At 37.8% G+C, this 13,775-nt stretch carries 16 protein-coding genes and 1 pseudogene; 11 read left to right on the top strand and 6 right to left on the bottom strand.

Annotated elements, in window-relative coordinates:
- Positions 1-65 precede the first annotated feature (65 nt).
- Positions 66-941, top strand: a complete 876-nt coding sequence (locus tag PH4a_RS13815) for an SIR2 family protein (protein WP_164971546.1) — start codon at positions 66-68, stop codon at positions 939-941.
- A gap of 207 nt (positions 942-1,148) precedes the next feature.
- Here PH4a_RS13815 and PH4a_RS13810 read toward each other — a convergent pair whose 3' ends face one another.
- The 5 genes and pseudogenes from PH4a_RS13810 to PH4a_RS13790 form a co-directional block, all read right to left on the bottom strand.
- Positions 1,149-1,607: an Hsp20 family protein gene (locus PH4a_RS13810; protein ID WP_129040517.1), complete on the bottom strand. Its 459-nt coding sequence runs from the start codon at positions 1,605-1,607 to the stop codon at positions 1,149-1,151.
- Positions 1,608-1,790: 183 nt separating this feature from the next.
- The gene (gene ymcF / locus PH4a_RS18310) at positions 1,791-1,955 is read right to left on the bottom strand and encodes a cold shock small protein YmcF (protein ID WP_129040515.1); all 165 of its coding nucleotides are present in this window, start codon (positions 1,953-1,955) and stop codon (positions 1,791-1,793) included.
- Positions 1,939-2,151 carry a transcription antiterminator/RNA stability regulator CspE gene (gene cspE, locus PH4a_RS13800; RefSeq protein WP_129040513.1) on the bottom strand — a complete coding sequence of 71 codons (213 nt, stop codon included), beginning with the start codon at positions 2,149-2,151 and terminating at the stop codon, positions 1,939-1,941. The genes ymcF and cspE overlap by 17 nt, the downstream gene beginning before the upstream one ends.
- Before the next feature lie 340 nt (positions 2,152-2,491).
- A pseudogene (locus PH4a_RS13795) lies at positions 2,492-2,890 on the bottom strand (antiterminator Q family protein).
- A gap of 27 nt (positions 2,891-2,917) precedes the next feature.
- Positions 2,918-3,742 (bottom strand): DUF968 domain-containing protein, encoded by an 825-nt coding sequence (locus tag PH4a_RS13790; protein ID WP_244212885.1) that lies wholly within the window; start codon positions 3,740-3,742, stop codon positions 2,918-2,920.
- A 10-nt stretch (positions 3,743-3,752) separates the two neighbouring features.
- Here PH4a_RS13790 and PH4a_RS13785 point away from each other — a divergent pair, with 10 nt between their 5' ends.
- From PH4a_RS13785 to PH4a_RS13775, 3 genes are all read left to right on the top strand, one after another.
- Positions 3,753-4,139, top strand: coding sequence for a hypothetical protein (locus tag PH4a_RS13785; RefSeq protein WP_244212884.1), 387 nt, complete (start codon positions 3,753-3,755; stop codon positions 4,137-4,139).
- An 85-nt stretch (positions 4,140-4,224) separates the two neighbouring features.
- Positions 4,225-4,476, top strand: coding sequence for an excisionase (locus tag PH4a_RS13780; RefSeq protein ID WP_109850540.1), 252 nt, complete (start codon positions 4,225-4,227; stop codon positions 4,474-4,476).
- Positions 4,451-5,584, top strand: coding sequence for a site-specific integrase (locus tag PH4a_RS13775; protein WP_129040511.1), 1,134 nt, complete (start codon positions 4,451-4,453; stop codon positions 5,582-5,584). The genes PH4a_RS13780 and PH4a_RS13775 overlap by 26 nt, the downstream gene beginning before the upstream one ends.
- Before the next feature lie 109 nt (positions 5,585-5,693).
- On the opposite strand, the gene icd is transcribed toward PH4a_RS13775, so the two are convergent.
- Positions 5,694-6,947 (bottom strand): NADP-dependent isocitrate dehydrogenase, encoded by a 1,254-nt coding sequence (gene icd / locus PH4a_RS13770; protein WP_129040509.1) that lies wholly within the window; start codon positions 6,945-6,947, stop codon positions 5,694-5,696.
- A gap of 138 nt (positions 6,948-7,085) precedes the next feature.
- Between icd and rluE the strand changes: the two genes are divergently transcribed.
- The 7 genes from rluE (at position 7,086) to phoQ (ending at position 13,730) form a co-directional block, all read left to right on the top strand.
- Complete coding sequence (gene rluE, locus PH4a_RS13765; protein ID WP_129040506.1) at positions 7,086-7,715, top strand: 23S rRNA pseudouridine(2457) synthase RluE; 630 nt, start codon at positions 7,086-7,088, stop codon at positions 7,713-7,715.
- On the top strand, positions 7,708-8,160 hold the full coding sequence (locus tag PH4a_RS13760; protein WP_129040504.1) for an NUDIX hydrolase: 453 nt from the start codon (positions 7,708-7,710) through the stop codon (positions 8,158-8,160). The genes rluE and PH4a_RS13760 overlap by 8 nt, the downstream gene beginning before the upstream one ends.
- 90 nt (positions 8,161-8,250) lie before the next feature.
- On the top strand, positions 8,251-9,354 hold the full coding sequence (gene mnmA, locus PH4a_RS13755) for a tRNA 2-thiouridine(34) synthase MnmA (protein ID WP_129040503.1): 1,104 nt from the start codon (positions 8,251-8,253) through the stop codon (positions 9,352-9,354).
- A 2-nt stretch (positions 9,355-9,356) separates the two neighbouring features.
- Positions 9,357-9,986 carry a high frequency lysogenization protein HflD gene (hflD, locus tag PH4a_RS13750; protein WP_129040501.1) on the top strand — a complete coding sequence of 210 codons (630 nt, stop codon included), beginning with the start codon at positions 9,357-9,359 and terminating at the stop codon, positions 9,984-9,986.
- Between the two features lie 32 nt (positions 9,987-10,018).
- Positions 10,019-11,389: an adenylosuccinate lyase gene (purB, locus tag PH4a_RS13745; protein WP_129040499.1), complete on the top strand. Its 1,371-nt coding sequence runs from the start codon at positions 10,019-10,021 to the stop codon at positions 11,387-11,389.
- 201 nt (positions 11,390-11,590) lie between these two features.
- Positions 11,591-12,265, top strand: coding sequence for a two-component system response regulator PhoP (gene phoP, locus PH4a_RS13740; RefSeq protein WP_129040497.1), 675 nt, complete (start codon positions 11,591-11,593; stop codon positions 12,263-12,265).
- A 1-nt stretch (position 12,266) separates the two neighbouring features.
- The gene (gene phoQ, locus PH4a_RS13735) at positions 12,267-13,730 is read left to right on the top strand and encodes a two-component system sensor histidine kinase PhoQ (RefSeq protein WP_129040495.1); all 1,464 of its coding nucleotides are present in this window, start codon (positions 12,267-12,269) and stop codon (positions 13,728-13,730) included.
- The last annotated feature ends 45 nt before the right edge of the window (positions 13,731-13,775 follow it).

The raw sequence follows: 13,775 nt of genomic DNA, 5'->3' as shown, positions 1-13,775 counted from the left end.
GCTAATTTTTCTTTATAAAATAAATGTAATAAATCCAACTAGCTAACTGATAAGAAATGAATAATATGGCAAATACCCTTTTTTTTGGAAATGGATTAAATAGACTTTCTCAAAATCACGTCACTTGGAGTGATTTATTGGATAAAATAAAAGGCGTCAATACTTTTCAGAGTGGACAACTACCAAATACCATGGTGTATGAGAGAATACTCATGGAAAAGCGCACTCCTAGCAGTAATGATAGAAAGGATGAGCTAGAAATAAAAAACATCATAGCAAACGAATTACAATTACAAGGTTCAAATGAGATTCTTGAGAAATTAGCTTCATTACCTATTGAACACTACCTAACCACTAATTATGACTATGCATTTGAGAAAGCTCTCGGCCTTTCACCTAACAAAAACAACAGCGAAGATATTTATAGTTTGCGTAGAAAAAGAAAATATGAAACAAAAAATGGAAATAAATATCTTTGGAACATACATGGAGAAATAGATAATCCTAAGTCTATCATGCTTCGGCTTGATCATTACTGTGGTTCTGTGAGTAAATTAGATGCTTACATAAAAGGTAAATATAAAATTACCACCGACGGCAAAGAGCGAACTATTGAAAAAATCACCAAGAAATTAGAAAAATCTTCGTTTTGCCTGACATCTTGGGTTGATCTGTTTTTTTGTACGAATATTCATATAATAGGATTTTCTTTAGATTACAGCGAAACAGATATCTGGTGGTTACTGAATAAACGTGCAAGATTTTCATCTACTGGAAATGTAGAGAATAAAATTTATTTTTATACACATAATATGTGTACTGAGAAAGAAGAGTTATTAAAGTCTTTTAATGTAAAAGTCGTCAATCTCCAGTTAAAAAACAATGATTACAAAAATATGTATAAGTCTGCCATTAAAGAAATGAATATTAAAATTAACTAGTCATTAATAACATAATTTCAAATATTATCGCATCAGAAATAAAACAAAGATGATGGATTGGTCTATTAATCACTGTGCTGCCAAATGGCCTAGTTGTATTCCACCTACGGGCCTAGTCTGAACTAATACAATTTAGAACCTCAGATAAAAACAATTAAGGCCACACATTATGCGTAGCCTTAATCTTATTCATGTTATCTAACTCAATTAACTTTTATCTTTATTTTCTATCGCAATTGTTTGCCGTTTTTCTTCTTCAGGTAATTCATACTCAATAGCAATAGTCAGAAGTCCACTTGATAAATCGGCTTTGTCTATTTTAACATTTTTACCGAGGTCAAATTGCAACGTAAATTGCCCTTGAGATATGCCTCGGTGGATCCATTTATCATTGTCTTCTTCTGATTTTTCTTCTTTTTTCCCTTCAATCAATAAACGGCTTCCTTTTAATGAAACCGATAAATCATTTGCTTGATATCCAGGCACACTCACTGTCAGTTCATAATGGTTATCATCAATCTGTTTCAGGTTATAAGTCTGTACAGGTGATGCAATGGGCTTACTGCCTGTTAACTGACTAAACAGGCGATCTATCTGATCAAAACGGTTTGAAAGTAAGTTGTCAGATAATGTTGGGAATAATGAAAAAGGTTTAATGTTAGGCATATAACTCCTCCTTCAGTATTTAGTGAATTATGGGCGGTATCTTATTTGCCCAAAATATAAATATGAACGAGCAAGTATTTTTCAAGCCCCAAAATCTAAATTTTTTATCTTTAACCAATATGAGATTATAGATAACAAAAAACCCCGCCAAAGCGAGGTTTTATATATTCAACTATTTAATGCTTAACTTATTTGAGCTGACATCACACTTTTGCAAAATATACATCTTGCGCCGTGTGGATTGTTCACGGAGACATCAAATTGTGATGTTCTATATTGTGAACCGCTACAACAAGGGCATTTAAAATAGAGGCGAATAGTAATAGCGCCTTTAGAGAGCCACCACATTGCCAGCAGAAGGACCTTTCATACCATTTTCCATGGTGAATGAAACTTGTTGGCCTTCAGCTAATGTTTTGAAGCTATCACTTTGGATTGCAGAGAAATGTACGAATACATCTTTGCTACCATCAGCTGGAGTAATAAAACCAAAACCTTTACCTTCATCGAACCATTTTACTGTACCAGTCATTGTATTAGACATAGAATTTCCTTTAATTTATTTAATTTGCCATAAGGCATATGCGGTTTGTTTTGTATTTTTACTTATGGGTATTAATTAGAAGGAATTCACAATGAAGAGGTATCGAGGATAACGCTAAACGGGAACAACTTTAAACTTACTAACATAAATAGGTCTGTACTTCCAAACCAGTGACGCTATTAAGCCATAGAAAAATGCAGATAGCAAACTTTATTTTTTAGCGGTAAATCAGCTTAAGTAGACCTATAAAAAATACAACCCCGTTATGCTCACGAGGTTTTTAATAGATAAGTCATGTAACATCAAAATCATTATTAACACAATATATTGTGTTTTGTAATTACGCAAGACTATAAATGCTGTGTTTTCTAATTATTTTATCCATATCTAATTTTACGTTATCAACCGATAGACACCCTTCAATAAATCCTTCCGCTGTCTGCAATCGCTTAGCCACTTCATTATGAGAAATACCGAGTTTTGAAGCCATTGAGCGCAAAGGATAATTCTTCACATAGTACATAATAACCAACTAAAACAAGTAGCTATTATTTGCCTTTAAATGTAATACCGCTTTATTTATTTTTAAGCCATCATCATCAGAACATTGCTCTCGGCTTCGTCTTGAACTTGGAATTAATCCTTTAAAACCTGCGGCAATTGATGAGTAATCGATACTATTTCCCTCATTAGCTGACCACGCACCCCAACGCGATAAAACTTCCTGCATATCTCTCATACTAATACTCCCAGTGCCGTATACACGTTAAACCAATGCCCCCATTCCTAATGAACGGTTTAGAAAAGAAAATAACAATTCGATTTGGTTACCATAATTGGCTTCCCACAATTTGGGATCACGATGTAACTCGTCATGATGAATGCGACATAATGGAATAGTGAATAAGTCATGGGCTTTCGTTCCCATGCCTCCCATACCATGGCCGATGATATGATGTGGATCATCAGCTTGTTGTCCGCAAACACAACAAGGCTGTGTTTTGACCCATTGAAGCCACTGGGAATTCTCCCAACGGCGCATTTTAGGTTTAAGAAGAAATGAGGCTGGAGGTTCCGGATCGACAGTCACATTAATAACGGGTTTTATGGCATCTAAACGCGCATTCATTGCTGATAGTGCTGTCACTTCATTTGGAACAATATCAGCTTCAGGAAAACCGCCATGCACCCTGCGCTCTTTAGGTTTATCAGACCAATTTAAAATACGGCGCAATATGGCATCAGGTAATTTATCAACCAGTTTATGCATCACGGCAAAAGCAAAAAAATCAGGTATCGTCAGCGAATGGCTATCATCTAATCTCAAACGACTGCGAATAGTGTCTATCATCCAAGCAATACGATTTTTATACGCTAATTCAGCAACCCACCCCGCCGATGAATTGCGAATATGATTATCATGATACCAACAGGTTCGTATCACACCGTCTTTATGCCATGTGGTTGTTAATTCATGATGATGATAACTGTCATGCTCATCGTTGATCTGGCAGCAATGGATATTCCTGCCTATCCACATATTCATCGATACCAGCCCGCCCATAGCTTGGAGCACCTTTTCATTATTCAAAAAGCCAATAATGTCCTTGTTATTCAATAATGGCTGCTCCTTAGTTGCACCTGAATATGCTTTAGAAGCCTTACTTCATGATGCCAGTGGAGCCTATGTAAAAGATCTGCCATCACCGCTTAAAAAGCTATTACCTGAATATAAGGAGATAGAAAAAAGAATTGATACTGTTATTCGTCAAAAATATAACTTGCCACCCGTTATATCGGACGCCGTTCATTTAGCCGACTTAATGATGTTAGCAACCGAAAAACGAGATTTAGAAATTGATGTGGGTAGTAATTGGCTAATGCTTGAAGGTATTCCTACGAGTGATTTTATTGTTAATCCATTAACCCCACTACAAGCCAAAGTTTTATTTTTACGTAGATTTAATGAATTAAGTAAAAGGAGCTAAATAAACAGTTCTAAAAAGTTTAAATAAATACCACCAGCATAATTAACGTCTATTTAAACTGTATACGGCAGTATGGAGAGAAAATATGTCAAGAATGGTAACTCTTGAAGCGTGGGCAAGGTTGGAATTTGGAGATGCCTCTCCTTGCATAACGGTATTACAAAAATACGCAAAGAATAACCTTATTGCACCACCTGCAATGAAAGTTGGCCGCAAGTGGATGGTTGATAGAGAAGCTCGTTATGTGGGCTATCTGTCTCTCCCTCAAATTCCTACTAAATCAACGGAACGACTTAAGAGGATAATTACAGATGGCTGCCCGACCACGAACCCATAAAATTATCATCCCTAATCTATATCGAAAGTTAGATAAACGTAACGGCAAGATTTATTGGCAATATAAACATCCCATCACCGGTAAATTTCATAGCTTAGGCACCGACGAGCAAGAAGCGAGAAAAACTGCCATTCAGGCAAATACAATTATTGCTGAACAACATACTAGGCAGTTATTAAGTATTAATGAACGGTTATCAAAAATTAAGACAAATAAGTCTGAAATATCTGTCGATATATGGATGGATAAATATTTAGATATTCAAAAAGAAAGATTAGATATCGGTGAATTAAAAATTAATTCTTATCGACAAAAAATGAAACCTATTAATTTATTCCGTCAGTATTGTGGTACGAAAATATTAAAAGAGATAACCGCATTAGATATTGCTGAAATAATAGATTCCATCAAAGTATTAGGACATTCAAGAATGGCGCAGGTCGTTCGCATGGTGCTTATTGATGTATTTAAAGAAGCTCAACATGCTGGCTATGTTCCGCCTGGTTACAATCCCGCGAAAGCAACTAAACAACCACGGAACAGAGTGAAAAGAGAACGCATGACATTGGACGAATGGCGCACTATTTACCAGCAAGCTAAGAACCACCCTCCTTACTTGCAATGTGGCATGTTGCTGGCCTTAACCACAGGTCAGCGGATCGGTGATATCTGTAAAATGAAATTCTCTGATATTTGGGATGACATGTTACATATACAGCAAGAAAAAACGGGGAGTAAGTTGGCCATCCCTCTCTCACTAAAATGTGAGGCTATCAATCTCTCCTTAAGGGATGTCGTTGCTCAATGTCGTGACGCGGTTGTGAGCAAATATCTCGTGCATTATCGGCATACCACCGCACAAGCAAAACGAGGTGAACAAGTCACGCCAAATACGTTAACCACAACGTTTAAAAAAGCACGAGATAAATGCGGGTTAACTTGGGGAAAAGGCACAGCACCTACTTTCCATGAACAGCGATCTTTATCCGAGCGACTTTATCGAGAACAAGGAATTAATACACAAAAATTATTGGGGCATAAAACACAAAATATGACTGATAAATACCACGATGATAGAGGCAAAGAATGGCAAATTATTGCTGTTTAATTGAACAGTTTTGGGGAAGAGTTTTGGGGATATTTTGGGGAAGAATTTTATAGTACAAAAAATAAACGGGAACTAATAAGCTCCCGTTAACTATTTATCAAATCAATAATTACATATGTTTGATAATCGCGTCACCAAACTCGCTACATTTCAGCAATTTAGCGCCTTCTAACTGACGTTCGAAATCATAAGTTACAGTCTTAGCGGCAATCGCACCTTCCATACCTTTAATGATTAAGTCAGCCGCTTCTGTCCAACCCATGTGGCGTAGCATCATTTCAGCAGAAAGGATAATAGAACCTGGGTTTACTTTATCTTGGCCTGCATATTTAGGCGCGGTACCGTGAGTCGCTTCAAATAAAGCACACTCATCACCAATATTTGCACCTGGAGCAATACCAATACCACCAACTTGCGCAGCTAATGCATCAGAAATGTAGTCGCCATTAAGGTTCATACATGCGATAACATCATACTCTGCTGGGCGTAGTAAGATTTGTTGTAAGAATGCATCCGCGATAACATCTTTAACAATGATCTCTTTACCCGTTTTAGGATTTTTGATTTTAACCCAAGGACCGCCATCTAATAACTCACCGCCAAACTCTTCACGCGCTAACTCATAACCCCAGTCTTTAAAGGCACCTTCGGTAAATTTCATAATATTACCTTTGTGTACCAATGTAACTGAATCACGATCATTATCGATAGCGTATTCAATAGCAGCACGAACTAGACGTTTAGTTCCAGCTTCTGAACATGGCTTAATACCAATACCGCATTCTTGTGGGAAACGGATCTTAGTGACACCCATTTCATCTTGTAAGAATTTAATTACTTTATCTGCTTCAGCAGAACCAGCTTTCCACTCGATACCAGCATAAATATCTTCTGAGTTTTCACGGAAGATAATCATATCAGTAAGTTCAGGTTGCTTAACTGGGCTTGGCGTGCCTTTGTAGTAACGAACTGGGCGCAAACACACATAAAGATCAAGTTGTTGACGTAATGCCACGTTCAATGAACGAATACCGCCACCAACTGGCGTAGTTAGAGGGCCTTTAATAGAAACACGATATTCGCGGATAAGATCTAAGGTTTCTTCGGGTAACCAAACATCTTTACCATAAACCTGTGTTGATTTTTCACCAGTGTAAACTTCCATCCACTGGATCTTACGTTCTTTGCCGTAAGCTTTCTCAACCGCCGCATCAACAACTTTTAACATTGCTGGCGTTACATCGATACCGATACCATCCCCTTCGATATAAGGAATAACCGGATTATTTGGAACAACAAGCTTACCTTTAGCATCTAGTGTAATCTTAGCGCCATTAGCCGGAACAACTACTTTGCTTTCCATTTACCTCTCCTTTCATATAAGCGCACGCTTTGTTAATTTTTTGTAAGAGACCTGTCAATACTACTTGATTATTCAGCTAACGCCAATCGCTTCTCTTTTAAGGTATAATCAATCTCCCATTTTTTACATAAATAAACTATGCCAAATCAACTTAAAAATACGACTAAAACAAAAAAACATTTCCCCTCTACTCATCGAGGAAAACCCGCTCGCCCTAGAGGTGAGCGTAAAGTGATTATCTTTAATAAGCCTTTTGATGTTCTAGTCCAATTCACTGATGAAAGTGGACGAAAAACACTAAAAGATTTTATCCCTATTCCTGATATTTATGCTGCAGGAAGACTTGATAGAGATAGTGAAGGTCTACTCATCTTAACAAATGATGGAAAGCTACAGGCAAAACTGACTCAACCAAGTAAAAAAACGGGCAAAGTCTACTATGCTCAAGTAGAGGGCATACCAACAGCCTCACAATTACAACAATTTCGTGAAGGATTAATATTAAAAGATGGCAAAACATTACCTGCACAAATTGAAATAGTAGAGCAACCTAAATGGCTATGGGAAAGGAGCCCTCCAATTAGAGAACGTCAAACCATCCCAACATCTTGGGTAAAAATAACGTTGTTTGAAGGGAAAAATCGCCAAGTCCGACGAATGACAGCACATATAGGTTACCCAACTTTACGTCTTATTCGTTTTAGTATGGGGAATATTACGCTAGATAGCCTACTCCCTGGTGAATGGAAGGAGATCAATCTTGTTTAAACCACATGTTACTGTTGCTTGTATCGTTCATGCACAAGATAAATTTCTGGTTGTTGAAGAAACGGTCAACGGAAAAGCCACATGGAATCAGCCTGCGGGTCATCTTGAAGCGAATGAAACATTAATACAGGCAGTTCAACGCGAGTTATGGGAAGAAACGGGTTTAACACTACCAGTTCAATATTTTCTTAAACTACATCAATGGATTGCACCAGACAATACGCCTTTTTTACGCTTTTTATTTCTGATTGAAACAACAGAATTACACGAAACACAACCTAATGATAATGATATAAATTGCTGCCATTGGGTTAGTTTTGATGAAATCATTAATAGCAAACAGTTACGCTCGCCTTTAGTAAGAGAAAGCCTTTTATGTTATCAACAAGGCGAACATTATCCTCTGACTTTATTAGATAGTTTCGGCGCATCTTTTAAACTTTAAAAACAAAATAAGAAAACGTATTCGTTTGGTGCACCCCTGTTAGCGATATGGTAAAGTATGGCGCTTATTTTTCCGCAGTGAGATTCAGTTATGTCAGATAACAGCCAAAAAAAAGTCATCGTAGGAATGTCCGGTGGCGTTGATTCATCCGTTTCAGCCTATCTTCTAAAGGAACAAGGATATCAGGTCGTTGGTCTGTTTATGAAGAACTGGGAAGAAGACGACGATACCGAATATTGTTCAGCTTCTACAGACCTTGCTGATGCGCAAGCCGTTTGCGATAAACTTGGCATAGAACTTTACACTATTAATTTTGCCGCTGAATATTGGGATAATGTTTTTGAACATTTTTTATCCGAATACAAAGCTGGTCGCACGCCTAATCCAGATATTCTTTGTAATAAAGAAATAAAATTCAAAGCGTTTTTAGAATATGCTGCTGAAGATCTAGGTGCTGATTATATTGCAACGGGCCACTATGTTCGTCGCCGCGATGTCGATGGTAAAAGCCAGTTATTACGTGGCATTGATAATAATAAAGACCAAAGCTACTTCTTGTATACATTAAGTCATCAGCAAATCGCACAAAGCCTTTTCCCTGTTGGTGAAATGGAAAAGCCTGAAGTTCGCAAAATTGCTGAGAAATTAGAACTCGCCACTGCAAAGAAAAAAGACTCAACAGGAATTTGCTTTATTGGCGAGCGCAAGTTTACTGATTTTCTATCTCGCTATTTACCAGCAAAACCAGGCCCTATAATTACTGTCGATGGCGAAACTATCGGTGAACATCAAGGCTTGATGTATCACACTTTAGGCCAGCGTAAAGGTTTAGGGATTGGCGGCACAAAAGATGGTGGAGAAGATCCTTGGTATGTTGTCGATAAAGATGTTGAAAATAACATTCTTATCGTTGCACAAGGCCATGAACATCCAAGATTAATGTCTGTAGGCTTAGTTGCTCAGCAACTTCATTGGGTTTCTAGAGAACCTGTTACCCAAGCATTCCGCTGTACAGTGAAAACACGATATCGCCAGCCAGATATTGCATGTACAGTAACGCCATTAGGCGAAGATAAAATTGAAGTTCGCTTTGATCATCCTGTTGCTGCTGTTACACCGGGTCAATCAGCTGTGTTTTATCAAGATGAGATCTGTTTAGGCGGCGGTATTATTGAAACTCGAATTCAGGAGTAGATGTGGCTAAAGATTTTCGTGATATTACCCTTGCACTGGCAGGTATCTGCCAGGCAAGCCGTCTTGTTCAGCAATTTGCTTATCAAGGTAGCTGTGATGAGAAAGATGTTGAGGTGATGGTCAACAGCATTTTTAATATCAATCCGACATCAACACTTGATGTTTATGGCAATCAAATAAGCCATCTGAAATTAGGCTTCCAAACATTGAAAGCCATTCATCAAGCAGTAAGAAGAGAAAAACTTACGCTTGAGCTAATGACTTATCAGCAAGGTTTAATCAATCTTGAACGCCTTATCAGCAAAAATAGCCAATACAGCGACCAATTATCACAAAAAATTGCGCAATTAGAACGCCAAAAAAGCTATTTTGAGCCTATGTCTGATGGTGTATTTAATGCACTTGCAGGCGTTTATGTGGATACGGTGAGTCCAGTAGGGCCTCGTATTCAAGTTCATGGCTCTGTTGAGTTATTACGTAACCCAATTATTCAGGCTAAAGTCCGAGCATTATTACTAACAGGTATACGCAGTGCTGTACTTTGGCGTCAAGTAGGTGGTCGTCGTTTTGATTTTTTACTTCATCAAAAAACGATCCTACGACAAACTGACGATTTTCTCGCTCAATGTTAATACTTTAAAATTCAACCTGGGAGTTGCCAACAATGGAATTATCTTCGCTGACAGCGATTTCACCTATTGACGGTCGTTACGGCAGTAAAACCTCGTCATTACGTGCTATTTTTAGTGAATTCGGTCTTCTGAAATTCCGTGTACAGGTAGAAGTTCGCTGGCTGCAAAAGCTAGCTTCTTGCACCGACATTAAAGAAGTTCCGGCCTTTGAAAAAAACGCAATCGATTTCCTTGATGCCATTGTCGCTAATTTCAATGAAGAAGATGCGAGCCGCATTAAAACTATCGAACGAACAACTAACCATGATGTAAAAGCGGTTGAATACTTCTTAAAAGAGAAAGTAGCAGCAGTTCCTGCATTACATCAGGTTTCAGAGTTTATTCACTTCGCTTGTACTTCTGAAGATATTAATAACCTCTCCCATGCCATTATGCTAGAAACAGCGCGCCAAGAAATTTTACTACCTGCATGGCGTGAACTAATTGATACTATTAGCAAAATGGCTCAAGATTATCGCGAACTGCCACTGCTTTCTCGTACACATGGGCAACCTGCAACGCCTTCTACTGTCGGTAAAGAGTTTGCTAATGTTGCTTATCGTATGGAACGCCAATATCGCCAACTCACTCAAGTTGAGATCTTAGGTAAAATCAATGGTGCTGTCGGTAACTATAATGCACATCTAGCGGCTTACCCTGAAGTTAATTGGCACCAGTTTAGTGAAGAGTTTGTTACTTCATTAGGTATTACCTGGAACCCATACACTACTCAAATTGAACCACATGATTACATTGCCGAACTTTTTGATTGTATTAGCCGCTTTAATACCATCTTGATTGATTTTGACCGTGATATTTGGGGCTATATTGCACTTAACCATTTCAAACAAAAAACAATAGCGGGTGAAATTGGTTCATCAACCATGCCACATAAAGTTAACCCTATCGACTTTGAAAACTCAGAAGGAAACTTAGGGCTTGCTAATGCGATGATGGGACATCTTTCTAGTAAATTACCAGTTTCTCGCTGGCAGCGTGATTTAACAGATTCAACCGTCTTACGTAATTTAGGTGTTGGTATAGGTTATGCATTAATCGCCTATCAATCTACAATGAAAGGCCTAAATAAACTTGAAGTGAATGAAAACCATCTTCGTGAAGAGTTAGATCATAACTGGGAAGTATTGGCTGAGCCTATTCAAACGGTAATGCGTCGTTATGGTATTGAAAAACCTTATGAAAAACTCAAAGAGTTAACGCGTGGTAAGCGCATTACTGCACAAGATATGAGTGTTTTTATTGATGGTTTAGATTTACCAGAAAATGAAAAAGTACGTTTAAAAGCAATGACACCAGAAAGTTATATTGGCTTTGCAACCCAACTTGTTGATAAGCTCAACTAATCAGCGACTAAAAAGGCAGATAATCTCTGCCTTTTTTTATGGCTATATACGCTAAATATGCTATTTCATATTTTATTTTTATAACCTATTTTTGATTATAAATGAGTACAACATTCCCACATACTTAATTTAGATAGTGAGCTATCACGCTATAATCGTCTTACAGTGGCTGTTGGGGATAACTGTAAACAAGGTGAAACAATGCGACTCCTAATTATTGAAGATAATATTTTACTCCGTCATCACTTAACGGTGCAATTTCGTGATGCAGGACATCAAGTTGATGCAGCAGAAGATGCCAAAGAGGCAGACTATTTTATCGCTGAAGGTGCGCCAGACGTTGCAATTGTTGACTTGGGTCTTCCTGATGAAGATGGCATTAGTCTTATTCGCAGGTGGCGAGAAAACAATATTACCTTACCTATTATGGTATTAACGGCACGAGAAAGTTGGCAAGAGAAAGTCTCTGCATTAAATGCAGGTGCTGACGATTATGTGACGAAACCCTTTCATTTTGAGGAGATTGTTGCACGAATTCAGGCATTAATGCGAAGAAACATGGGCATTGCTTCACAAACTCTGGTAATAGCGCCTTTTGAGTTGGATTTGTCGCGTAAAGAGTTCATGATTTCAGGTGAACAAATTAAGTTAACGGCTTTTGAATACACTATTTTAGAAACGCTAATGCGTAACCAAAATAAAGTTGTCAGTAAAGATGCCTTAATGCGCCAACTCTATCCTGATGCTGAATTACGAGAAAGCCATACTATTGATGTACTTATGGGACGCTTACGTAAAAAAATACTCGAAAAATACGCTGATGACGTCATTGTAACGGTACGCGGACAAGGTTACCGCTTTGATATGAAACCTTAATATGCAGAAAAAACAGCGTTCACCATTTTCATTACGAACCCGATTCCTACTTGCTACCAGTGCCATTATTTTAGCACTCACTCTCTCTTATGGGTTGGTAGCAATTGTTGGTTCTATCGTTAGTATTGATAAAACAACCTATATGCTGATGCGTAGCCAAAGCAATCTCTACTACAGCCTCGCTCAATGGGAAAATGGTAAGCTGAATATTGAGTTTCCTACTAATTTAAATAACAACAATACATCACTAGTGGTTATTTTTGATAGCAAAGGTGATGTGTTATGGACACCACCTGATTTACCTAAATCAATTCCTAATAGCATTAATCCTAAATGGCGCAATGAAGAAGGCTTATTCGAGATAACAGCAGATGTCAAAACAACGCGTTTAATGTTGCAACAACTCCCCCAATACCGTGCCTATTTAAAAAGACTTGATGAATATTCTCGCGATGATTCATTAACGCACTCAGTAGTGATAAATCATTACCCTGCTGAAAATAATATTCCTTATCTTGCTATTGCCGTTATCGATCCTATTCCTCAAAAAATGCAAAAAACAAGTCAAGTATGGGACTGGTTTCTGTATGTTCTCCTTGCCAACTTTCTATTAGTAATACCTTTAATTTGGCTAGCGGCCCATTGGAGTTTAAGGCCGATAAAATCTGTTATTGAACAAATTAGCGCGTTAGAAAAAGGCTCTCGTAGTGATCTTGATGAAAATCCGCCGACTGAATTAAAAGGACTTGTGCGTAACCTTAATGTACTGCTACGTAATGAACGCAATCGCTATAGTAAATATCGCACTAGTTTATCTGACTTAACTCATAGCTTAAAAACACCCTTGGCCGTATTACAATCAACACTGCGCTCTTTACGTTCAGGTAAACAAATGACGATAGAGCAAGCAGAACCTATTATGCTCTCTCAAATTGAGCGTATCTCTCAACAAGTGGGTTATTATCTACATCGTGCATCAATACATGGTGATCATGATATTACTACACGAAAGCTTCATTCATTATCTGGATTACTCGACAACCTTTGCAGTGCTTTAAGTAAAGTCTATCAGTCTAAAGGTGTTGATCTTTCTTTAAATGTTTCACCAGAAATAATGTGGCTAGGCGAAAAAAATGATTTTATGGAAGTGATGGGAAATATTCTTGATAATGCATGTAAATATTGTCTCGAGTTTGTCGAAATTAACGTCAACAATACTGAAAATAGCCTCATTATTATTGTTGATGATGATGGTCCCGGTGTAAATCCAGAGAAAAGAGCAGCTATTTTTTTGCGTGGAACACGAGCAGATACCCTTCGCCCTGGACAAGGTTTAGGTTTATCTATCGCAGTTGATATTATTGAGCAATATAGCGGTGAAGTTCTTATCGCAGATAGTCCATTAGGCGGCGCTCGAATTACTGTTGTATTTAAAGAACAACAGCTAACTTTAGAACGAGAATAGTGCATATATAAAAGTGTCTACCGATGATACAACAACCAATCAGAC

It is taken from the genome of Proteus hauseri (assembly GCF_004116975.1).
Classification (GTDB): domain Bacteria; phylum Pseudomonadota; class Gammaproteobacteria; order Enterobacterales; family Enterobacteriaceae; genus Proteus; species Proteus hauseri.
Note: the sequence above shows the minus strand (reverse complement) of the source record. Positions and strands in the feature narration are given on the sequence as shown.

Coding starts and splice junctions, on each gene's coding strand:
- PH4a_RS13815 (WP_164971546.1), top strand. CDS start 66: ATGGCAAATACCCTTTTTTTTGGAAATGGATTAAATAGACTTTCTCAA.
- PH4a_RS13810 (WP_129040517.1), bottom strand. CDS start 1,607: ATGCCTAACATTAAACCTTTTTCATTATTCCCAACATTATCTGACAAC.
- ymcF (WP_129040515.1), bottom strand. CDS start 1,955: ATGTGGTGGCTCTCTAAAGGCGCTATTACTATTCGCCTCTATTTTAAA.
- cspE (WP_129040513.1), bottom strand. CDS start 2,151: ATGTCTAATACAATGACTGGTACAGTAAAATGGTTCGATGAAGGTAAA.
- PH4a_RS13785 (WP_244212884.1), top strand. CDS start 3,753: ATGTCCTTGTTATTCAATAATGGCTGCTCCTTAGTTGCACCTGAATAT.
- PH4a_RS13780 (WP_109850540.1), top strand. CDS start 4,225: ATGTCAAGAATGGTAACTCTTGAAGCGTGGGCAAGGTTGGAATTTGGA.
- PH4a_RS13775 (WP_129040511.1), top strand. CDS start 4,451: ATGGCTGCCCGACCACGAACCCATAAAATTATCATCCCTAATCTATAT.
- icd (WP_129040509.1), bottom strand. CDS start 6,947: ATGGAAAGCAAAGTAGTTGTTCCGGCTAATGGCGCTAAGATTACACTA.
- rluE (WP_129040506.1), top strand. CDS start 7,086: ATGCCAAATCAACTTAAAAATACGACTAAAACAAAAAAACATTTCCCC.
- mnmA (WP_129040503.1), top strand. CDS start 8,251: ATGTCAGATAACAGCCAAAAAAAAGTCATCGTAGGAATGTCCGGTGGC.
- purB (WP_129040499.1), top strand. CDS start 10,019: ATGGAATTATCTTCGCTGACAGCGATTTCACCTATTGACGGTCGTTAC.
- phoP (WP_129040497.1), top strand. CDS start 11,591: ATGCGACTCCTAATTATTGAAGATAATATTTTACTCCGTCATCACTTA.
- phoQ (WP_129040495.1), top strand. CDS start 12,267: ATGCAGAAAAAACAGCGTTCACCATTTTCATTACGAACCCGATTCCTA.